The organism is Paucibacter sp. DJ2R-2 (assembly GCF_025717675.1).
In the GTDB taxonomy this organism is placed as follows: Bacteria; Pseudomonadota; Gammaproteobacteria; order Burkholderiales; family Burkholderiaceae_C; genus Paucibacter_A.
Map to the genome: position 1 here is coordinate 489,393 of NZ_JAJIRT010000002.1, position 21,472 is coordinate 510,864.

At 66.8% G+C, this 21,472-nt stretch carries 19 protein-coding genes; 15 read left to right on the forward strand and 4 right to left on the reverse strand.

Going from position 1 to position 21,472, the window contains the following annotated elements; genetic code table 11:
- The first annotated feature begins 38 nt into the window (after positions 1–38).
- From dusB to LNV28_RS09255, 7 genes are all read left to right on the forward strand, one after another.
- Positions 39–1,136 carry a tRNA dihydrouridine synthase DusB gene (dusB, locus tag LNV28_RS09225; RefSeq protein WP_263518742.1) on the forward strand — a complete coding sequence of 366 codons (1,098 nt, stop codon included), beginning with the start codon at positions 39–41 and terminating at the stop codon, positions 1,134–1,136.
- Complete coding sequence (locus LNV28_RS09230) at positions 1,133–1,372, forward strand: helix-turn-helix domain-containing protein (RefSeq protein ID WP_263518744.1); 240 nt, start codon at positions 1,133–1,135, stop codon at positions 1,370–1,372. The genes dusB and LNV28_RS09230 overlap by 4 nt, the downstream gene beginning before the upstream one ends.
- A gap of 61 nt (positions 1,373–1,433) precedes the next feature.
- Positions 1,434–3,023 (forward strand): bifunctional phosphoribosylaminoimidazolecarboxamide formyltransferase/IMP cyclohydrolase, encoded by a 1,590-nt coding sequence (gene purH, locus LNV28_RS09235; RefSeq protein WP_263518746.1) that lies wholly within the window; start codon positions 1,434–1,436, stop codon positions 3,021–3,023.
- Positions 3,024–3,227: 204 nt separating this feature from the next.
- Entirely contained in the window at positions 3,228–4,637 is a 1,410-nt protein-coding gene (locus tag LNV28_RS09240; protein WP_263518748.1) for a coniferyl aldehyde dehydrogenase, read from the forward strand.
- Entirely contained in the window at positions 4,634–5,173 is a 540-nt protein-coding gene (locus LNV28_RS09245; protein ID WP_263518750.1) for a hypothetical protein, read from the forward strand. Before LNV28_RS09240 ends, LNV28_RS09245 begins: the two co-directional genes overlap by 4 nt.
- A 2-nt stretch (positions 5,174–5,175) precedes the next feature.
- On the forward strand, positions 5,176–6,843 hold the full coding sequence (locus tag LNV28_RS09250) for a GMC family oxidoreductase (protein ID WP_263518752.1): 1,668 nt from the start codon (positions 5,176–5,178) through the stop codon (positions 6,841–6,843).
- 64 nt (positions 6,844–6,907) lie between these two features.
- Positions 6,908–7,390 carry a low molecular weight protein-tyrosine-phosphatase gene (locus LNV28_RS09255; RefSeq protein ID WP_263518754.1) on the forward strand — a complete coding sequence of 161 codons (483 nt, stop codon included), beginning with the start codon at positions 6,908–6,910 and terminating at the stop codon, positions 7,388–7,390.
- A 231-nt stretch (positions 7,391–7,621) separates the two neighbouring features.
- On the opposite strand, the gene LNV28_RS09260 is transcribed toward LNV28_RS09255, so the two are convergent.
- Positions 7,622–8,323, reverse strand: coding sequence for a class I SAM-dependent methyltransferase (locus LNV28_RS09260; RefSeq protein WP_263518756.1), 702 nt, complete (start codon positions 8,321–8,323; stop codon positions 7,622–7,624).
- Positions 8,324–8,426: 103 nt separating this feature from the next.
- Between LNV28_RS09260 and LNV28_RS09265 the strand changes: the two genes are divergently transcribed.
- The 6 genes from LNV28_RS09265 (at position 8,427) to LNV28_RS09290 (ending at position 14,160) form a co-directional block, all read left to right on the forward strand.
- A complete protein-coding gene (locus tag LNV28_RS09265; RefSeq protein ID WP_263518758.1) occupies positions 8,427–9,308 on the forward strand; it encodes a LysR family transcriptional regulator in 882 nt (293 codons plus the stop codon).
- A gap of 205 nt (positions 9,309–9,513) precedes the next feature.
- Positions 9,514–11,175, forward strand: coding sequence for a M28 family peptidase (locus tag LNV28_RS09270; protein ID WP_263518759.1), 1,662 nt, complete (start codon positions 9,514–9,516; stop codon positions 11,173–11,175).
- A gap of 6 nt (positions 11,176–11,181) precedes the next feature.
- Positions 11,182–11,499: a hypothetical protein gene (locus LNV28_RS09275; RefSeq protein WP_263518761.1), complete on the forward strand. Its 318-nt coding sequence runs from the start codon at positions 11,182–11,184 to the stop codon at positions 11,497–11,499.
- A 42-nt stretch (positions 11,500–11,541) separates the two neighbouring features.
- A complete protein-coding gene (locus LNV28_RS09280) occupies positions 11,542–12,186 on the forward strand; it encodes a lysophospholipid acyltransferase family protein (RefSeq protein WP_263518762.1) in 645 nt (214 codons plus the stop codon).
- Positions 12,186–13,247, forward strand: coding sequence for a phosphatidate cytidylyltransferase (locus LNV28_RS09285; RefSeq protein ID WP_263518805.1), 1,062 nt, complete (start codon positions 12,186–12,188; stop codon positions 13,245–13,247). Before LNV28_RS09280 ends, LNV28_RS09285 begins: the two co-directional genes overlap by 1 nt.
- An 85-nt stretch (positions 13,248–13,332) precedes the next feature.
- Complete coding sequence (locus tag LNV28_RS09290) at positions 13,333–14,160, forward strand: substrate-binding periplasmic protein (RefSeq protein WP_263518764.1); 828 nt, start codon at positions 13,333–13,335, stop codon at positions 14,158–14,160.
- 113 nt (positions 14,161–14,273) lie between these two features.
- Here LNV28_RS09290 and LNV28_RS09295 read toward each other — a convergent pair whose 3' ends face one another.
- Positions 14,274–15,848 carry a methyl-accepting chemotaxis protein gene (locus tag LNV28_RS09295; protein ID WP_263518767.1) on the reverse strand — a complete coding sequence of 525 codons (1,575 nt, stop codon included), beginning with the start codon at positions 15,846–15,848 and terminating at the stop codon, positions 14,274–14,276.
- 427 nt (positions 15,849–16,275) lie between these two features.
- Here LNV28_RS09295 and ruvC point away from each other — a divergent pair, with 427 nt between their 5' ends.
- Together ruvC and LNV28_RS09305 are read left to right on the forward strand one after the other, a co-directional pair.
- On the forward strand, positions 16,276–16,824 hold the full coding sequence (gene ruvC, locus LNV28_RS09300; RefSeq protein WP_263518770.1) for a crossover junction endodeoxyribonuclease RuvC: 549 nt from the start codon (positions 16,276–16,278) through the stop codon (positions 16,822–16,824).
- A 213-nt stretch (positions 16,825–17,037) separates the two neighbouring features.
- Entirely contained in the window at positions 17,038–17,652 is a 615-nt protein-coding gene (locus LNV28_RS09305) for a LysE family translocator (RefSeq protein WP_263518772.1), read from the forward strand.
- A 13-nt stretch (positions 17,653–17,665) separates the two neighbouring features.
- Here the strand turns inward: LNV28_RS09305 and LNV28_RS09310 are convergent, their stop codons facing one another.
- Both LNV28_RS09310 and LNV28_RS09320 read right to left on the reverse strand, forming a co-directional pair.
- A complete protein-coding gene (locus LNV28_RS09310) occupies positions 17,666–18,178 on the reverse strand; it encodes a PEP-CTERM sorting domain-containing protein (protein WP_263518773.1) in 513 nt (170 codons plus the stop codon).
- Between the two features lie 62 nt (positions 18,179–18,240).
- A complete protein-coding gene (locus tag LNV28_RS09320; protein WP_318013839.1) occupies positions 18,241–21,279 on the reverse strand; it encodes an ExeM/NucH family extracellular endonuclease in 3,039 nt (1,012 codons plus the stop codon).
- Positions 21,280–21,472: the final 193 nt, after the last annotated feature.

Sequence of the window (21,472 nt, forward strand, 5' to 3'; positions counted from 1 at the left end):
GCTCACCCCGCTGTTGTTCCGCTACCCCGCCCGCCTCCATGCCTGCCGCCCTGCCGACGCTACGCCTCGGCGCCCATTCCCTGCCCAACCGACTGTTCGTGGCGCCCATGGCCGGTGTCACCGACCGGCCGTTCCGCCAGCTCTGCCGGCGCCTGGGCGCGGGTTATGCGGTCAGCGAGATGGTGACCTCGCGCAAGGACTTGTGGAACAGCCTCAAGACCTCGCGCCGCGCCAACCACGACGGTGAAGCCGGCCCCATCGCCGTGCAGATCGCCGGCACCGACGCGCCCATGATGGCCGAAGCCGCCCGCTACAACATCGAGCGCGGTGCCCAAATCATCGACATCAATATGGGCTGCCCGGCCAAGAAGGTCTGCACCAAATGGGCCGGCTCGGCCCTGATGCAGGACGAACCCCTGGCCACCGAGATCATGGCCGCCGTGGTCGAGGCCGCCGCCCCCTACGGTGTGCCGGTGACGCTGAAGATGCGCACCGGCTGGTGCGAAACCGAAAAGAACGCCCAGCGCCTGGCCCTGGCCGCGCAGGACGCCGGCATTGCCATGGTCACCGTGCACGGCCGCACGCGCGAGCAGGGCTACAAAGGCCTGGCCGAGTACGACACGGTGGCGGCGGTCAAGGCCGCGCTGCAGATCCCGGTGGTGGCCAATGGCGACATCGATTCGCCTCAGAAAGCCAAGGCCGTGCTGGAGCGCACCGGCGCCGATGCCCTGATGATCGGCCGCGCCGCCCAAGGCCGGCCCTGGATCTTTGCCGAGATCGATCACTTCCTGCGCACTGGCGAGGAGCTGCCGCCACCGCGCGTGCAGGACGCCAGCGACTGGCTGATCGAACACCTGCACGACCACTACAGCCTCTACGGCGCCCTGGCCGGCATGCGCAGCGCGCGCAAGCACATCGGCTGGGCCGTGCGCGGCCTGCCCGGCGGCGAAGAGTTCCGCCAGCGCATGAACCTGCTGGAGAGCTGCGAGGCCCAGGTCCACGCCCTGCGCCAGTGGTTTGCCGAGCTCGCCGACCAGCATGAACGCCTGCCCATGTCGACGCCGCCCCTCGGGGACGACGGCGACGACAAAGACGACGACGCACAAAAAGAACACGCACCGAAAGCTTCCGCATGAGCACCACGCCCACCCCGATCGACCAATGCGTTCGCGAGAACCTGCAGGCCTATTTCAGCGACCTGGAAGGCGAGGAGCCGCATTCCATGCATGAGATGCTGATCAAGCTGGTGGAAAAGCCGCTGCTGGAGGTGGTGATGCAAAAAGCCCTGGGCAACCAGAGCAAGGCCGCCGAATGGCTGGGCATCAACCGCAACACCTTGCGCCGCAAGCTGACCGAACACCAGATGCTGTGAGCGCGGTCATCGCCTCGCCAGCCGCACCCCAAGAATCCACACTCCCCGACGAGCACCTGCCATGACGCCTTCGCCCACTTTGACCGCCTTGATTTCCGTGTCCGACAAGACCGGCATCCTCGAATTCGCCAAGGCGCTGCACGCCCTGAACGTGCGCCTGCTGTCCACCGGCGGCACGGCCAAGCTGCTGGCCGATGCTGGCCTGCCGGTGACCGAGGTGGCCGACCACACCGGCTTCCCCGAGATGCTGGACGGCCGCGTCAAGACCCTGCACCCCAAGGTGCACGGCGGCCTGCTGGCGCGTCGCGACTTCCCGGAGCACATGGCTGCTGCGGCTCAGCACGGCATCACCATGATCGACATCCTGGCCGTCAACCTCTACCCCTTTGAAGCCACCGTGGCCAAGCCCGGTTGCACGCTGGAAGACGCGATCGAGAACATCGACATCGGCGGCCCAGCCATGGTGCGCAGCGCCGCCAAGAACTGGAAGGACGTCACCGTGCTGACCGACGCCGGCCAGTACGCCCAGGTCTTGGCCGAGCTGAAGGCTGAAGGCAAGACCAGCGACAAGACCCGCTTTGCCGCGTCCGTGGCCGCCTTCAACCGCATCGCTCAATATGACGCTGCGATCAGCAATTACCTGAGCGCTTGCAGCGAAGACGGCAACCAGGCCGCCTACCCCGGCCAGATGAACAGCAGCTTCGTCAAGGTGCAAGACCTGCGCTACGGCGAGAACAGCCACCAGACCGCCGCGCTCTACCGCGACCTCTACCCCGCCCCCGGTTCCCTGGTCACCGCCAAGCAGCTGCAAGGCAAGGAACTCAGCTACAACAACATCGCCGACTCCGACGCCGCCTGGGAATGCGTGAAGAGCTTCGATGTGCCCGCTTGCGTGATCGTCAAGCACGCCAACCCCTGCGGCGTGGCCGTGGCTGCCAACGCGGCCGAGGCCTATGCCAAGGCCTTGAAGACCGACCCGACCAGCGCTTTCGGCGGCATCATCGCCTTCAACCGCGAAGTGGACGGCGCGGCTGCTGCGCACGTATCCAAGCAATTCGTCGAAGTGCTGATGGCCCCGAGCTTCAGCGCCGAAGCGCTGGAAATCTTCAAGGCCAAGGTCAATGTGCGCCTGCTGCAGATCGACCTGCCCCCAGGCGGTGCCACCCCTTGGCTGCAAGGCCGCAATCTGGGCGACAGCAAGCGCATTGGATCCGGCATCCTGCTGCAAAGCGCCGACAACCACTTCCTGAAGAAGGAAGACCTGAAGATCGTCACCACCCTGCAGCCCAGCGCCCAGCAGCTGGATGACCTGATGTTCGCCTGGACCGTGGCCCAGTATGTGAAGAGCAATGCCATCGTCTTCTGCGGCGGCGGCATGACCCTGGGCGTGGGCGCCGGCCAGATGAGCCGTGTCGACTCGACCAAGATCGCTGCCATCAAGGCCGCCAACGCCGGCCTGGAACTGAAGGGATCGGTCGTCGCCAGCGACGCCTTCTTCCCCTTCCGCGACGGCGTGGACGTGCTGGCCGATGCCGGCGCCACCTGCGTCATCCAGCCGGGTGGCTCGATGCGCGACGACGAAGTGATCGCCGCTGCCAACGAGCGCGGCCTGGCCATGGTCTTCACCGGCGTGCGTCACTTCCGCCACTGATCGTCCATCACCCTGCAACCGGTCAGCTTGCATGCGGCCGGCCCTGTCCTTCATGAGGCCGGGCCGGCCGTTCTGCTTGTGCAGCCGCCCGTCTTTTGTGCAACTAGACGCCATCCTCTAGCCAAGGGCTGACTCGCTAGGCAGGGCTTGCGCTTGCGGTTAGCCTTGGCGGCAAACATGAAAAGACCGCCAGGAGACCATTCAATGGATCAAACGCTGCAAGAGCGTCTGCATCTCGTACTGGAACAGCAGCGCGCCGCATTCAGGGCGGAGATGGCGCCCAGCCGCGAGGTCCGCCTGGACCGGCTGGAGCGCGTGCGCCGCATGACGGCCAAACACAGCGAAGCTCTGGTGAAGGCGATCTCGGCCGATTTCGGCCACCGCGCCCGCCAGGAAACCCTGCTGGCCGACATCTTCACGGTCGAATCAGGCGCCCGCCATGCGCAAAAACATCTGCGCGACTGGATGCGCCCGCGCCGCCAGCCCACCGCCCTGCATTTCCTGCCGGCCAGCAATCGGCTGATGCGCCAGCCCCTGGGTGTGGTCGGCGTGGTCGCGCCCTGGAACTACCCCTTCTACCTGGCCCTGGGCCCGGCCGTGGGGGCCCTGGCCGCGGGCAACCGGGTGATGATCAAGCCCTCGGAGCTGACGCCCCGCACCGGTGAGCTGATGGCCGCCATGGTGGCCGAGTTCTTCGCGCCCGAGGAAATGACCGTGCTCAACGGCGACGCCGAGCTGGCCCGCGCCTTCACCGCCCTGCCCTTCGATCACCTGTGCTTCACGGGCTCCACGCCGGTCGGCCGCATCGTCGCCCAGGCGGCCGCGCAAAACCTGACCCCGGTGACGCTGGAGCTGGGCGGCAAATCGCCGGCCCTGGTGGACCGCAGCTGTGACCTCAAGCTCACCGCCAGCCGCATCGCCCACGGCAAGCTCTTCAATGCCGGCCAGACCTGCGTGGCGCCTGACTACCTGCTGGTGCCCAAGGACCTGGTCGAGCCCCTGGTCCATGAGATCAAGCTGGCAATGCGCCGGCTCTACCCCAAGCTGGGCGGCAACCCGGACTACACCCACATCGCCACGCCGCGCCACCTGGCCCGTCTGCGCGGCCTGCTCGACGATGCGCGCGCCAAGGGCGCCAAGCTGATCCCCAGCCATGAGGAAAAGCCCGGCGGCCGCGCCCTCGTGCCCCATCTGCTGCTCGGCGTGAACGAACAGATGACGGTGATGCAGGAGGAGATCTTCGGCCCCCTGCTGCCCATCGTGCCCTACGTCGAGGTGGACCACGCCCTGGCCTATATCAACCGCCACGACAAGCCCCTGGCCCTGTACTGGTTCGGCCGCGATGCGGCCATGCGCGAGCATGTGCTGAGCCAGACGCAGGCCGGCGGCGTGACGGTCAACGACTGCATCTGGCATCTCGGCCAGGAGGAGCAGCCCTTCGGCGGCGTCGGCGCCAGCGGCATGGGGGCTTACCACGGCGAGTTCGGCTTCCGCAGCTTCAGCAAAGAGAAGCCGGTCTTCCACCAGTCGCGCTGGGCCGGCACCCGCCTGTTCTTCCCGCCTTACGGCAAAACCTTTGATCGCCTGCTGGGCCTGCTGAAGAGAATTGCATGAGTTCAACGGCTTCCTCCCCCGCTCTGCCGCAACGCCGCCGCTTTTTGAAGTTAGGCCTGGGCGCCACCGTGCTGCTGGCCGTGGCCGGCGCCGGCACGGCCTTGCTGAGCAAGCCCGGCCTGGTCGAGGGCCGCTTGAGCGCGCCGGCGCGCCAGCTGATGCGGGCCATCACCCTGGCCGTCTGCGGCGACCTCTTGCCCCCCGAGGGCCCGGCCCGCGAAGCGCGCCTGAGCAGCCATCTGGAACAAGTCGACCGCCAGATCGCCGGCTTCCCGCCGGCTCTGCGTGCGGAGCTGGGCCAGCTGCTGACCCTGCTGGGCACAGCGCCCGGCCGCATCGGCCTGATGGGTTTGCGCAGCCCCTGGGCCGAGGCCTCGACCGCCGAGGTCCAGGCCCGGCTGCAATCCATGGGCCGCTCCGGCCTGGCCTTGCGCCAGCAGGTTTTCCATGCCCTGCGCGACCTGAACTGCCTGGTTTTCTTCAATGACCCGGCCAGCTGGGCCCTGGTCGGCTACCCCGGTCCGAGAACGAGTTGAACATGAGCAGCAACAGCAACACCGGCGCGATTGCAGGCATTCCCGATCCGATCGCCGACGGCCTGGCACGCGGCTGGACGGTGCTGGGAGGCCCGCACGGCGCCTTGCCCGCCAGCCTGGACTGCGATGTCGCCATCGTCGGCAGCGGTGCCGGCGCCGGCATCACGGCCGAGATGCTGGCGCGCGCCGGCCTCAAGGTCTTGATCATCGAAGAAGGCCCGCTCAAGTCCAGCCGCGACTTCCGCCAGCGCGAATCCGACGCCTACACCCAGCTCTACCAGGAAGGCGGCGGCCGCAAGACGGCTGACCAAGCCATCCCCGTGCTGCAAGGCCGCTGCGTGGGCGGCAGCACCACGGTCAACTGGGCCGGCTCCTTCCGCACCCCGGCCGAAACCCTGGCCTTCTGGGGCGAGCGCTTCGGCCTGAGCACGCTGAGTTTCGACGCCATGACGCCCTGGTTCGAGCAGGTGGAGAAGCGCCTGAACATCTCGCCCTGGCTGGCGGAACCGAACGCCAACAACCAGGTGCTGCGCCGCGGCCTGGAAAAGATCGGTATTCCTGCGCCCACCATCAATCGCAATGTCAAAGGCTGCTGGAACCTCGGCTCCTGCGGCCTGGGCTGCCCGACCAACGCCAAGCAGTCCATGCTGGTCACCACCATCCCGGCCGCCCTGGACCTGGGCGCCACCTTGCTGGTGCAGACCCGGGCCGAGCGCTTTGAGCTGCAAACCAAGCTGGGCAACAGCGACGAGCGCGAGGCCGAGGCCCTGATCTGCCAGCCCATCCAGACCGACGGCAGCCCGGCCGGCGCGCCGCTGCGCGTGCGCGCCAAGCATTTCGTCGTGGCCGGCGGGGCCATCAACTCGCCCGCCCTGCTGCTGCGCTCGGACGCCCCCGACCCCTTCAATCTGCTCGGCCGCCGCACCTTTTTGCACCCCACGGTCGCCAGCTGCAGCGTCATGCCCGAGGCGGTGAACGGCTGGGCCGGCGCGCCCTTGGCGCTCTACTCCGACCATTTCCTCAGCACCCAGCCCATGGACGGCGTGATCGGCTACAAGCTCGAAACCGCGCCGGTACACCCGGGCCTGGTGCTGACCAATCTGGGCGGCATCGGCAGCGCGCTGGCCGAGCGCGCCCGCGCCCTGCCGCAAACGGCTGTGTTGATCGGCCTGCTGCGCGATGGTTTCCACCCCGACTCCATCGGCGGCAGCGTCAAGCTGCGTCGCGATGGCAGCCCGGCCCTGGACTACCCGGTCAACAGCTATCTGCTGGAAGGTGCCCGCCGCGCCCACCTGACCATGGCCGAGGTGCAGTTCGCCGCCGGTGCAAAAAGCGTGCACCCGGTTCATGAGCTGGCGCAGGACTACCGCAGCTGGGCCGAGGCCAAGGCGGCCATCCAGGACCTGCCCTACAAACCCTACATCACCGGCTTTGCCAGTGCCCATGTGATGGGCGGTTGCGGCATGGCGGCCGATGCCGCCCGCGGCGTGGTTCGACCCGACGGCCAGCACTGGCAGCTGCGCAATGTCTCGGTGCACGACGGCTCGACCTTCCCCACCAGCATCGGCGCCAACCCGCAGATGACGGTCTACAGCCAGGCGGCGCGCATGACGGCGGGCCTGGCCAGGCGGCTGAACGGGCGCGAGGTGCGGCTGATGACTCAAAGCTAAGGAAAACAGTTGGGCACAATGCCGGCTGTTCCGTCAGCCCCCAGCCCAACTGCAGTGCCTTGCCATGCCTCATGACTCGATCCGCGTCTTGTTTGTCTGCATGGGCAATATCTGCCGCAGCCCCAGTGCAGAAGCCGTGTTCCGTGAGCAGCTACGCGCCCATGGCCTGACGCATCGCTGCGAGGTGGACTCCGCCGGTACGCACGGCTATCACGTGGGCGAGCCGCCCGACCCGCGCTCGCAAGCCCATGCGCGGCAACGCGGCATCGACATGTCGGCCCTGCGCGCCCGCCGGGTGAAAGCCGACGACTTCGCGCACTTCGACCTGTTGCTGGCCATGGACGCCGACAACCTCGCCCTGCTGCGCCAGCGCTGCCCAGCCGACCAACCGCAAAGCAAGCTGCGCCTGCTGACCGACTACCGTCAGCGCCAATCAGCCCAGGCCGTGCCCGATCCGTATTACGGCGGCCCTGAAGGTTTTGAACAGGTGCTCGACATCATTGAAGACGCTTGCGAGGGCTTGCGGCAACAGCTTTTTCCAGCCTGAGTTCTTCAGGCTCGCCCCAGTTCAACGCCGGGCTGAGGGCAGCCTCAACACATCTTCTCGCTGCCCAGCGCCTCGGGCGTGGTGATCATGACCAAGGGGCGACGACGGCGGAGCGGCGATTCGTGAGATTCGCAGCCGCGCGGCCGCCGCCTATGGCTGGGACCAGCTCGACAAGCCCCTGATCCGATCAGCAAGCCTGAGGCGGTTGCGGCGCGACTTGCGCCAGCGACGTCAACTCGACTTGCGGGCCACGACGAAGGCGCGGATGTCTTTGCCCCGCGTGCCGTGCCGCTCAACACTCAAGACCTCCAAGCCCTGGCGCGCCAATGCCGCCAACAGCTGCGGCTGCTTGAAACACAGCACATGAGGGGCTTTGCCAATGGCGCGCATCAGCGGCAGCGCGAGGGTGGGGATGAGCGGGTTCATCTCGCCGATGCAGGGCGTCTTGGTGATCAAAAGGCCGCCCGGCCGCAGGGCTTGCACGGCGACGCTGAGGGCCTGATCGAGATCGTCCACCAGGTGCAGCAGATTGAATGCCAGCACCACGTCATAAGCGCCCGGCGCAAATTCAGGTGCGTCGGCATCGGCCAGCGCGAAGCTCAGCTGTGGCAAGGGCTGGCGGGCCAGCTTCTCACGCGCGATTTCAATCATGTGGCTCGACACATCGGTCGCCAGCAAGTGGCGTGTGCCGGACGCCAAACGCAGCGCCGTGCTGCCGGTGCCGCAGCCGAGTTCCAGCACCTCTTGGTCTACCGAGAGCAGGCCCTGAACACGGGCCAGCGTGGCTTCGTAGCCCGCCATATCGGCAATCGGGTCGGCCGCGTACTTGCGGGCGATGCGATCCCAAAAGCGCGCTTTGCGGGCAATAGCGGCCGGGGTGGCGGGCGCTGTTGGGCCAGCTTCGGCGCACGGGGCAAGGGTGGGAGACGACATAGGGGCTGCGGACGGAGTCCGGGATGGAGATGACAGCTGCATACTATCTATGCATGAGTTCGCTGGAAACGCCGAAATCTGCACAGGGCATATACATTGGCGTATGGAAAAACTGGATTGGAACCAGCTCAGGGCGTTCTTGGAGACGGCTGAAACCGGCTCGCTCTCGGCAGCGGCGCGCAAGCTGGGCCTGACCCAGCCGACGCTGAGTCGCCAGGTGGCGGCCATCGAGCAGCGCATGGGCGTGACCTTGTTTGAACGGGTGGGCAAGGCCATGGTGCTCTCCACCACCGGCATGGAGCTGCTCGAGCACGCCCGCGCCATGGGCGCAGCGGCCGACGCCATGGGCTTGGCGGCCACCGGCCGCTCTCAGGCCGTTGAGGGCGTGGTGTCTGTCTCGGCCAGCGACGCGGTGGCCGCGCACCTGCTGCCACCGCTGGTGCGGCAACTGCGCAAGCAAGTGCCGGGCATTGCCATCGAGGTGATCTCGTCGAATGCGCTGAGCGATCTCTTGCGCCGCGAGGCCGATATCGCGATTCGCCACGTCAAGCCCGATCAGCCCGACCTGATCGCTCGCCTGATCCGCGAGGCGACGGCCGGTTTCTATGCCTCCGAAGATTGGGTCCAGGCGAACGGACATCCGCGCAGCGCCGAAGACGCCGCCCGCCTGCCCTTTGTGGGCTCCGATCGCACAGGCCTGTTCCTGGGCTATCTGCGCCAGCACGGGCTGCCGCTCACCGAGGCCAGCTTCAGCTGTTACTGCGATCACTCCATCCCTCAGCTGGCCCTGGTACAGCAGGGCATGGGCATCGGCGCCATGATGGACGAGATCGCCCGGCGTACGCCTGGGCTGGTTCGTGTGTTGGATGAGGTGCCGCCGGTGCGCTTCCCGATCTGGCTGGTGACGCACCGCGAGCTGCGCACCTCGCGGCGGATTCGGGCGGTGTTTGAGGCGCTGGCGGAAGGCTTGGCGGAGGCGCGCTGAACTGGGCCAGGGCTGACGGTCGTCCAGCTCCGGATTGTCGGAGCCTGCCTCGCCCCGCTACCGGCGGGCATGAAAGCCAAGCTCCCCGTCCGAACGCCGGCCGCTGACGCCCTGGACGCCGCCAGGGGATAACCCGCAAGAGGCGGCTGAGACCTACAGGCTCTAATGCCGGCTTGTTCTCCCTAGCTGCAAGCTTGCACGGATCATGGGTTCATTTCTTCGATCGCTGCCCCTGGCTCTCACCCTGGCTTCCTGCTTGGGCGGGGGTTTGCTGCCCACCCAAGTTCAAGCCCAGGCCGCAACGCTGAAGCCGCACGCCCAAGGGCCCGAGGTGGACGAAGCTCCGCTGCGCGCCCACCTGGCCCTGCTGTCCTCCAACCTGTTCGAAGGCCGCGGCACCGGCCAGCGCGGCGGCGAGCTCACTGTGGCTTATCTGGAGACGCAAGCCAAAGTGCTGGGCCTGCAGCCGGCCGTGCCCGGCGGCGGCTACCGCCAGGCCGTGCGCTTGCTGGGCGCCCGCACGCTTCAGGCGCAAAGCCAGCTGCAAATCGAAGGCGGCAAGACGGCAGCGCCGGTGCTGAAGTTCGGCGCCGACTGGGTCTACGGCAGCGGCAATGGCCAGGCGCTCAATGCTTTGGCCGATGAGCTGGTGTTTGCCGGCTACGGCATCAGCGCGCCTGAAGAACGCTGGGACGATTTCAAGGGCCAGGACTTGCGCGGCAAGGTGCTGATCGTGCTGGCCAACGACCCTTATCCCACCGAGGCCGAACCCGGCCGCTTTGCCGGCAAGGCGATGACGATTTACGGCCGCCGCGGCTACAAGTACGAGGAAGCCCTGCGCCGCGGCGCCAAGGGCGTGCTGGTGCTGCACACCGAGGCCTCGACCCTGAGCAGCTGGAGCGTGGTCAGCCAGGGCGCTTTCAGCGAGCAGTTCCAGCTCGACGGCGCCAACCCGGGCCTGCCACTGCAAGGCTGGATCAGCGAGCCAGCCGCCCAGCAGCTGTTCCAGGCTGCCGGACTGGACCTGGACGCGCTGCGCGCCCAGGCCGAGACCCGCGAGTTCCAGCCCGTGCCCCTGGGCCTGCGCCTGCGCGGCGAGCTGCATGCCGCCGTGCGGCGCCTGGAGCAGTTCAATGTGGCCGGCCTGGTGCCGGGCAGCGACCCCAAGCTCAAGGACGAACTCGTCATCTACACCGCCCACTGGGACCATCTGGGCACGATCACGAACGAGCGCGGCGAAACGCAGATCTTCAACGGCGCGGTGGACAACGCCTCGGGCACGGCCGCCCTGCTGGCGATGGCGCAGGCTGCCGTGCGCCAACCGGCGCGGCGCAGCCAGATGTTCCTCTGGGTGGCCGCCGAAGAGCAGGGCCTGCTGGGCAGCGCTTGGTACACCCAGCAGCCGCTCTGGCCCCTGGCCCGCACGGCGGCCGGCCTCAACCTCGACACCCTCAACTTCGTGGGCCGCACGCGCGACATCGGTGCTCATGGCGCCGAGCGCAGCGATCTCGGCGCGCTGGCGGCCCAGGTGGCCCGGCAAATGGGCTTGAGCATCGCGCCGCCGCGCGTCGATGTCGGCGGCTATTACTTCCGCAGCGACCATTTCAGCTTCGCCAAGGCCGGCGTGCCGGCGTTTTCGGTCAGCAGCGGCGGCCAGTACCTCGATGAATCGCCGGCCGTGGCCGAGAAGCGCCGCGCCTACGGCAAGCGCTACCACCAGCCCAGCGACCAGTACGACCCGAGCTGGGACCTCGCCGGCATGCGCGAACAGGCGCAGTACACCTTGCATCTGGGCCGCGCGGTCGCCGACGCGGAGGCCCTGCCGGCCTGGCGCGCGGGCGACCCCTTTGGCGCGGTGAAGCGCTGAAGTGCCATGAATCAGGCAAACCGTCTGAGCCTCCTGCAGGGCCTGCTGCTGGCACTGTTCGTGATGCTGAGCCTGCTGATGTTTGGCGGTGCACTGTTGACCTGGCGATTGCGCTGTGAAGGCTTTGGCTGCATGGGCATCGGCATCGTCTGGATGGCCTGGGCTGTGTTGGTGGCTGTTTGCCTGGTGCTGGGTCTATCCTTGCAGGCCTCTCTGAAGACGCGTTTGCCCGCAGGCGCACAGCGCCTGCTGCGCCTGACACTCTGGTCGCAAGGCGGGCTGACTGCAGGGCTGCTGATCTACTGGATGCTGCGCGGCCACTGAGACGTCTTCCGAGCGAGGCCGGCCAACGGCTACCATCTCGCCATGTCTCTTGCTTCCGCGGCCGGTCTGGCCCTGTCTTCGCTGGCGCGCTTGATCACCGGCGCCCAAGGTCACTGGAAAGGTTGCCCGCCCATGGCGGAGCAGCGCATCTATTTCGCCAACCACCAAAGCCATTTCGATTGGGTGCTGATCTGGGCCGCGCTGCCGCGCGAGCTGCGCGCCCAAACCCGCCCGATTGCCGCCCGCGACTACTGGACCAGCAGCCCGCTCAAAGGCTGGCTGACCCGCGCGGTGTTCAACGCCATCTACGTCTCGCGCACCCGCAGCTCGCCCGATGAAGACCCGTTGGAGCCCCTGATCGAGGCCTTGCGCAACGGTGACTCCCTGGTGATCTTTCCCGAGGGTACGCGCTCCAACAAGGGCGAGCCGCAGGCCTTCAAGGCCGGGCTCTACCACCTGGCCGAACAGTTCCCCGAGGTGCGCCTGATCCCGACCTGGATCGACAACGTCCAGCGTGTCATGCCCAAGGGCGAGATCGTGCCGGTACCGATTCTCTGCACGGTCACCTTTGGCGCGCCGATCCAGCTCAAGGCCGACGAGGACAAGCGCGCCTTCCTGGAGCGTGCGCGCGCGGCCGTGCTGGCCTGCCGCCCGGGCTGCGGCGAAGGGGGCGGGGCAGCATCATGATGAATCCGATTCAATGGCTCAAGTCCCTGGACAGCAGCGGCCAGGTCGCTCTGCTCTTCATCATTTTGTTCGGCGCCCTGATGCTGCTCAGCCTGGCCAGCTTTGTGCTGCAGCTGCGTGCCCGCCACCGCGGCCTCAGCCAGGACGATGACCGGCCGGGCGAGGCGGACAGCCACCTCGACTCCACCCTCTGGGGCGATGCACCTCTGACCTTGGCACCGCGCCGCCGCGGCCTGCGCCATGAACTCGGTTTCCTCTGGGGCGGCGCCTGCCTGTTCTGGGCGGCCTGGATCTCAGGCCCGCTGGGCGCCACCTTGTTGTTCGGCGTGCTGTCTTTCCTGGCCCTGCGCGAGTTCATCACCCTGATGCACACCCGCCGCGCCGACCACCGCAGCCTGATCCTGGCCTTCTTTGTCATCCTGCCCGTGCAGTACGTGCTGACCGGCGGGAGGCATTTCGATCTGTTCTCGGTGCTGATCCCCGTCTACGCCTTTCTGGCGATTCCGGTGGTCAGCGCACTGGCCGACGACCCGGCCCGCTTCCTCGAACGTAATGCCAAGATCCAGTGGGGCATCATGGTCTGCGTCTACGGCCTGTCCCATGCGCCGGCTCTGCTGCTGCTGGACTTCCCCGGCTACCGGGGCCGCGGCGCCTTCCTGCTGTTCTTTCTGGTGATGGTGGTCAGTTGCGGCCAGCTGGCCCAGCTGGTGGCCAGCCGGCGCCTGCGCCGCCGCCCGGTGGCGCGGCGCATCAGCCGCAGTTTCTCAATGCGCGCTTGGTGGATCGGCACCCTGAGCGCCGCCCTGGTCGGCGCCCTGCTCTACTGGATCACGCCCTTCAAGGTCGGCCAGGCCCTGGTCATGGCCTTCATCGCCGCCGGTGCCGGCAGCTTCGGCACCTTGGTCATGAAAGCACTGAAGCGCGACGCCGGCGTGCGCTACTGGGGCAACCGAAGCTCCATCACCGGCGCGGTCGGCCTGCTCGACCGCATCGCCGTGCTGTGCTTCGCCGCGCCGGTGTTTTTCCATTCGGTGCGCTGGTATTTCAAGCTGGCGCTGTAGGGCAGCGCTGGGTGCTCGCCACACACGCTGCTGACTCCAATCGCTACACTTCGGCCACCTTGCAATTAGACGAGGGGAGGCGCGATTGAAACCCAAATTGTTTCGGCGCGGTCTTGCGACATCCATCGCATGGCTGTTTTTCTTTCTGCTTTGGGCCAGCGGCGGCCCTGCGCTGGCCGAACCGCGCACGGTGCGAATCGCCACCGACGATGCCGCGCCACCGTTCAGCCATGTCCAAGACGGCAAGCCCGACGGGCTCTACCTGAAGCTGGTGCGGCGCGCGGCCGAGGCCTTGCCCGGCTGGCGCCTGGAGTTCAAGCCCATGCCTTGGGCGCGCGCGCTGCGCGAAGCTGAGCTGGGCGAAGCCGATGCGCTGCTGCCGCCCTACCACGGCATGGGGCGCGACTGGATCGCACACTACATCAGCCTGCCCTACCGCGAACAGGTGGTACTGAGCTGCTCGTCTACCAGCGGCCTGGGCGCAGGCAGCCATTGGCCGCAAGATTTTGGCGGCCGGCGCATCGGCGTGAACCGTGGCTACCTGATCAGCCCCACGGTGGTCGATGCCGTCCAGCGCGGCTGGGTTCACAAGGTCGAGTTTCGCAACGGCCGAGATGCCCTGGCTGCGCTGGCAACAGGGCAGATCGACTGTTATGCCAACGAGCGAATCAGCATAGAACTCACCCACAAACAAGCCCTGACGGACAAACTCTGGGCCCCGCGCATGCCGGCGCAGCTGAGGCCAGCGCTGGCGCTTTCCGAGCAGCAGGCCTATCTGGTGCTTTCACGGCAGGCGCTCGCCAAGCGGCCCGAGCTGGCTCAGTTTGCCCGCGAGCTGGAGTCACAGCTGAACCTTTTGCATGAAAGCGGCGAGCTGCAGCGCTTGCTGGCCGAGATGGGCGAAAAGCTCTGAGCGCGGGCGCTGGCCACAGGCCCGAGATGGGGCTTGCCGCCGGCACCACAAGCACGCGTAGTTCTGAAGGCTCAGGCCTCAGCCACCTTCTGCCCCCCTCAGCAAGCCTGGGCTCAGGATGCCTGCAGCCGGAAGTAGGCCACCGTCTCATTCAGACGCTGCGCCTGCTCACGCAAGCCATGCGCCGCCGCTGAGGACTCCTCGACCAGGGCGGCGTTCTTCTGAGTGTGCGCATCCAGTTCGCCAATGGCCTGGTTGATTTCGCCGATGCCGCGGCTCTGGTGGCTGGAGCGGTCGCCCATGCCCTGGATCAGCTGGCTGACGCCCGCGATTTGCTGCGACAAGCCTTCCATCGAGGCCCCGGCGGCCTGCACCTGGCCATAGCCATCGGCCACTTTCTCCCCACTGGCGGCGATCAGACCATTGATCTCGCGAGCCGCCAACGTGGCCCGCTGCGCCAGGCTGCGCACCTCGGAGGCCACGACGGCAAAACCGCGCCCCTGCTCGCCCGCGCGCGCCGCCTCGACGGCCGCATTCAAGGCCAGGATATTGGTCTGAAAGGCAATGCCGTCGATGACCGAGGTGATCTCGCCAATGCGCTGGCTGGCCTGGGCAATGCCCTGCATGGTGCTGACCACCTGCTCCACCACGGCCGCGCTGCGGTCGGCCGTGTCTGAGACACCACGGGCCAGGGCACCGGCTTCGTTGACCACCTTGACCGAGTCCTGCACCGCCTCGGTCATCTTGGCCATGGTGGCCGCCGTCTGCTGCACATTGGCAGACTGGCTCTCGGTGCGCTCGCTCAGGTCCTGATTGCCCATGGCGATCTGCGCGGCCGCCGAGGCCACCGAACTGGAGGCGCAGGCGATCTCGCCGATGACCTCGCGCAAGCGAGTCTGCATGGCCGCCATCGCGCCGATCACACTGCTCTGCGCAGCAGGCACGCCGCCCGCTGCCTGAAGCTGGATTCGCTGTGACAGATCCCCCGAAGCGATCTGCCCTGCCACCTGTGCGGCCAGCTCCGGCTCTCCGCCGAGCGTGCGAGTCAACCAGCGCACCACCGATTGCGCCACCAGCGCGCCCACCAGCACGGCCGCCAGCATCAGGCCGATTTGCATCTGCACGGTCTGGCGGTAGCTGGCCTGAGCCGCCAGGTACTCCTGCTCGGCCACCTGCTGCTGCAGCTCGACCAGGGCCTCGATCCGGCTGGAGATAGGGTCAATGGCCGGATACATCTGCTGTGCCGTAAAGGTTTGCAGTTCGGGCAGGGCCTGGCGCTCGAACAGCTGGCGCAGCGCCAGCAAGGGCGCTTCGGCGGCGCGCATGGCGGACTCGACCTCCTGGGCCAGCGCCAGCTCGCTGGCGTCCATCTGAGTGGCGCGGTAGGCCGCCCACTCACGGTTGACCGTGTCCCGGGCGGCCTGCAGGTCCTGCGCGGCTTGCTTCATGTCGTGGCCGCTGTGGGCCGCCTTGTGGGCGCCGTCCACCACCTGAACCGCATAAGCATCGGCCACACGCTTGAGCTGCTTCAAAGGCAGCACTCGGTCTTCATACACCGTGCGCATGCCTTGCTCCAGCGCACCGAGGCGCTGCAGACCCAGGGCCATGGCCAGCAAAGTAAAGGCCGTCAACACGGCCGCGAAGACACGCATGCGCGTGCGCATGCCAAAGCCAACTGCTCTGCTCATTTTTTCTTCTCCCTGAAGAAAGCTCTGTCAAGACTCCTGGCCCAGCTTCATGGAGCGGGCTCAGGGCATGGCCAGCATTCTTCTCAGGCGCGCATCGCGAGGCCAGTCGATAAGCCGGGATTTCCGGGCCCAGTTCCCTCGGAGTAGGCCGTTATGACAAAACCCTCATATGCATTGAAGAGATGCAGCAAAGATGAGATATCCAACCGTGACGGTTTGGTGTCAGGTCTGAGCCAAACAGCCCATCACCGGGCACGCCGCGACAGCTGCGACACTTGCGGCATGAGAATTCTCGGCATCGACCCTGGCTTGCAGACCACGGGCTTTAGCTTCGGCACGGCGCTGGCGCGCCTTCACATTCGCCGTGCGAATGTGAGCCTGCGCAGAACCCCTCCCCACGCGAACCATTCCTGAGACCCTTTTCACCATGCGCATACTCGGCATCGATCCTGGCTTGCAGACCACGGGGTTTGGCATCATCGATGCCGATGGCCCGCGGCTGAGCTATATCGCCAGTGGCACCATCAAGACCAACGCGGTGGCCACCGGCGACCTGCCGGCGCGGCTCAAAATCATTTTTGACGGCGTGCGCGAGGTCTGCACGCGCTACCAGCCGCAATGCGCAGCGGTGGAGATCGTGTTCGTCAACGTCAACCCGCAGTCCACCCTGCTGCTGGGCCAGGCGCGCGGCGCGGCGATCACGGGCCTGGTGGCCGGCGACCTGCCGGTGGCCGAGTACACCGCCCTGCAAATGAAGAAGGCCATCGTCGGCAACGGCCACGCCAAGAAAGAGCAGGTGCAGCACATGGTGCAGCGCCTGCTTAACCTGCCCGGCGAGCCCGGCAAGGACGCTGCCGACGCCCTGGGCCTGGCCATCATGCACGCCCACGCCAGCGTCAGTTTCGCGGCCATGAGCCGAAGCACCACGCTGCAGCGGCGCCAGCACGCGCAGTTCAAGGGGAGCAGGACGTATTGAAGGGCGAGGGATGAATCGTGAATCGTGAGTCGTGAGTCGTGAGTCGTGAGTCGTGAATGGTGAGTCGTGAATGGTGAGTCGAGGGGCAGAAGCGATGGCACCATTCATCATTCATCATTCATCATTCATCATTCATCATTCATCATTCATCATTCATCATTCATCATTCATCATTCATCATTCACCATTCACCATTCACCAGAAAGCCCACCCATGTTCGGCATTGCAGACTACGGCGCTTTTGTCGCCGCCATCCTGGTGTTTCTGTTGATCCCCGGGCCCGGCAATCTGGCCCTGATCACCTCGACCAGCAAGGGCGGCCTGCGCGGCGGCATCGCCGCTTCCGCCGGTATCGTCGCCGGCGACCAGGTGTTGCTCTGGCTGGCGGTGGCCGGTGTGGCGGCCTTGCTGGCGGCCTACCCGACCGCGTTTGCCGCTGTGCAATGGCTGGGCGCCGGCTATCTGGCCTGGCTGGGCCTGAAGATGCTGCGCGCCAAGCCGGGCGCGGCACCGATTCTGAACATCCAGCCGCGCCAGTATTTCCAGCAGGCGTTTTTCATCACCCTGCTCAACCCCAAGGCCATCGTCTTCTACATGGCCTTCTTCCCGCTGTTTGTGGACCCGGCGCAAAAGCCGGGCCTGCGCACCTTCGCAGCCATGGCCGCCACCATCGCGGTGCTGGGCTTCAGCTACGGCGTGGTGGCCAGCCTGCTGACCCATCATCTGGCCGCGCGCATGCGCGCCAACCCCAGCATCGCCCGCTGGCTGGAGAAGCTGGCGGGGCTGATGCTGCTGGGCTTCGGCTTGCGGCTGGCGCTGAGCCGCTAGGTCCGCTGCGCGTTCAGGCGCTCAGGGCGCGGCGGCGACGGCTCAGTCCGAGCACCACGGCCAGGCCGGCCAGGCCCAGGGCCCAGCTGGCAGGCTCGGGCACGGCGCTGATGCTCAGCTCGCCCAGGCTGTCCAGGCCGCCCGCGTTGTAGGTGAAATTGCTGCTGCCGAAGAAGGACTGCAGTTGCAGCGTGGCGCCGGGCATCGCGAAGCCGCTGAAGCCGGCGTTGGGACCGATCAGCTGGCCGCCCTCGAACTGGGCGTAGGGATCAAGGGCTTGGCCCAGCTGGAAGGTCTGGCCCAGAAAGCTCAGGCTCAAGCCGGTCAGGGCCACGCTGCCATCCGGGCCCGCCAGGGCGGCTGCGGCATCGTCAAAGCTGAACTGACCGCTGAGCAGCTGGCCGAGCTGCGGGCCGGAAATGACGGTGCCGCTGAAGTTGTAGGTGGCGGCCTGAGCGGTCAGGGCGCCAGTGAGCAAGGCCATGGCGGCTGCGCCGCGGATCAGGGTGTGAGAGAACTTCTTCATGGTCGGTGATTCCAGAAAATGGTGGGCAGGTGGCACGAGGACCAAGCCCTCGCGCCTCAGCATCAGTAGCGGTAATTGACGGGGCTCAGCTGATCGCAGCGCAAGCCTTTGAGCTGCACCAGCGGCCGGCTCTTCTGGAAGCCCGAAGTGCCCTTGGCGTCGATGCCGACCAGGGCATTGCTGCTGACATTGGTGCAGACGATGTGGCCTTGGGCAAAAGGGTCGGCCAGGTTCAGACCCAGGCTTTGCAGCAGGGCGCGTACATCGAGCAGGTCATCGGCGGGGTTGAAATCAGTGATCACATCGCCGGCATCGGTCATGCTGGTGTAAACGAACTGGTCGCGGCCGCCACCGCCGGTCAAGGTGTCGGCACCGGGGCCGCCTTCGATGATGTCGTCACCGGCCGTGCCCACCAAGTTGTCGCGGCCGGCCGTGCCCTTGATGGCCTTGTACAGGTTCAGGCCCAGGACCATGGGGTCGTGGTCGCTGGAGCGGTAGGGTTCGGCGCTGTAATAGCCGGCCGGGTTGAACTCGGTGTTGTAGTCGATGACGGTGGGCTCGTCGGCATTGATGTGCCAGGAGGTGGCGCCGCTGACCTTGGGCACGATGGACGCGCTGCCGAAGCCATGATCCAAGCGGCCGGCAAAACCGTCGAAGACGTAGGAGTAGTCCTCGGGGTCGATGCGACCGACCAGGTCGACGATGGCGCCGCCCTGGGTCAGGATCTCGATCGGGTCTTCCTTGGCATAGGCATTGAAGTCACCAAGCAGGATCACGTCCTGCGTACCGGCCGCCGCCTGGACCTGGCTGACAAAGACCTTGAGGCGCTGCGCCTGCTGCTGGCGGGTGGCGTTGTAGCAGCCTTGCAGATCGTTTTGGTCGGCGTCGGTGCCCGAGGCACCGCTGCAGCTCTTGGACTTCAGATGGTTGACCAGCACCGCAAAATGCTCGCCATTGGCGGCGCGGAAGCCTTGCGCCAGGGTCGGGCGGTTGTTGACCGGGTCGGTGTCGGACAGCGGCGCGCCCACCGGGCTCAGCTTGGCCGGCTTGTAAATCATGGCCACACGGATGGCGTCGTCGCCGGTGTCGCCCGGCAGGGCCACGGAGGCATAGGTTCCGGCGCCGAGCACGGCGTTCAGGCCGTCCACCAGGTTCTGCACGGCCACCTGGCCGTTGTTCTGGATCTCCATCAGGCCGACGACATCGGCATTGAGCGTGCTCAGCGAAGCGACGATCTTGGCCTTCTGGCGGGTGAACTCATTGAGGTTGTCGGCGCCACGGCAATTGGCGGCCGAGCTGGCACCGCCCAGGCTGCAACCCTGGCCAGTCTGGCCCGAGGCCGTCTGGCCGTTGGTGAAGGTGGTGAAGAAGTTCAGCACATTGGCGCTGGCGATGCGCACATTGCCGCCCACGGCCGGCGCGGTCTGCGGGCGCGGGTTGCTGCGCTGGAACTGCGGCGTGCCCACCGGCTGCAGGCGGTACATGGAGGCACCGGTGGCATTGCTGGTGGCGGGGCCGAAGTCGATCACGCCGGTCAGCGACTCGATGGTGTCACCGGCGCGCACCGTGTTGTCCTGGCCCATGAAGGGCACGGGGTTGGGGTTTTGCACCAGGGTGTTGTCATCCAGGATGATGGCTCGGGCCAAGTTGGCCTGGTAGAGCGCCTGGGCATCCGGGCCGGGGCGCAGGATGTTGGTCGGGTTGAGCAAGCGGCCGCCGGCGGCCAGGGTCAGCTGGCCGTAGCGGCCGAGGAAGTAGTTCTGCTGCACGGTGATAGGGCCGCTCAGCGTGACCAGCATGCCTTCATAGGCCTCGAGCGCGCCATTGGGCAAGGTGGCCAGGTTGACGGCCGTGGGCTCGATCTGGTGGCCGCTGCTCAGCACCGTCAAGCCGCTGATGTTTTTCAGCTGGGTGATGGTGCCCTGGCCGGCAGTGAACTCGGTGACCACGCCGCTGAGCTGCAGCTTCTGGCCCACGGCCACGATGGGCGCGGTGCTGGTGAAGACGAAGATACCGTCCGAGGTGGCGGGGTTGCCGTCGCCCAGCGGGTCTTGCAGGTAGAAGCCGGTGGGGCTCAGGTAGGTGACCACGCCGCCGGTGCTGACGGTCTGGTTCAGCAGCGGGCTGCTGGCGCCACTGCCCTGGATGCTGTAGATCGGCGTCAGGCCGGCCACATTGACCTTGAAGCTGCAAACAGCCGTCTGCGCCTCGTTGTTGGCCCACTGCAGATTGAGGCTGTAGCTGCCGCCGCCGACCGAGGCATCCACCTCGACCTCGGCCGTGGCCACGCCGCCATCGGCCTCCGCCGGGGTGAAGGCGCCCAGGGTGATGCCGGCAGGCCAGTTGCCCGAGATGGAACGGGCGTTGACGATGCTGTCGGCGTCGCTGGCCGTCACATTGAAGCGGCTGGTCTGGCCGGCCGTGGCCGAGCTGTCGGGGCAGACCGGCACGATGGGCTGGTCGCCCGGCACGCCGCCGCCGCAGACGTTCGCCGGCGTGGCCGAGTTGCGCAGCAGCGGGCTGCCGATGTCGAAGTCCTGGCTGTTGTTGTTGTCGTCCTTGCAGCCGGCGCTCTTGCGCAGGGCCGAGCTGGTGTTGCTGAGCGCTGGCGTGGGCGCAGTCTCGAAACCATTGGCGCCGCCGTAGCCGACCAGGTCGATGTAGCTGCTGGCGGCCGGATTGGCGCCGCTCAGGGCGGTGCTGTTGGCCACCAGGGCGATCTTGCCGGCGCTGGCGCTGAGGTTCAGGGTGCCGGTGCCGTCTTGCGTGCTGATGTCGGCGCCGAGGCTGCCGCCCGTGCCCTGGCGGATCAGCAGGTAGCGGCCCGGCTGCAGCACGGTGTTGCTCAGATTGCTCAGGGCCGAAACGCTCCAGTTGCCGGTGCCCGTGGCGCTGGCGTACTGCAGCGAGTAGCCGGCCAGGTTGACCGGCTGACTGCCAGCATTGAAGAGTTCGACATAGTCGTGCTTGAAGCTGGGGCTGCCCGTGGTGGCACCACCACCGCCGTAGACCTGGCTGATGACCAGACCATTGCTCGACGCCAGGGCCAGCGGGGCGGCGAACGCAGTGGCCAGCAGGCCGACGAGGGTGTTCAGTTTCATGAGGACTCCGACATGAAAAGAAAAATGGGATCAAGGGAGGGGGAAAGCGGGGTGGCGAACGACACAGCATCCCCGGCGCCCATGCCGCAAACAAACGTTTGCCAGTGCAGTCTTTGGCCAATTCAAGCCGGACGCAATAGATGCTAGTGCGGATAGATGACAACTTGAGACACCCGAAACGCGGGGGCTGCGA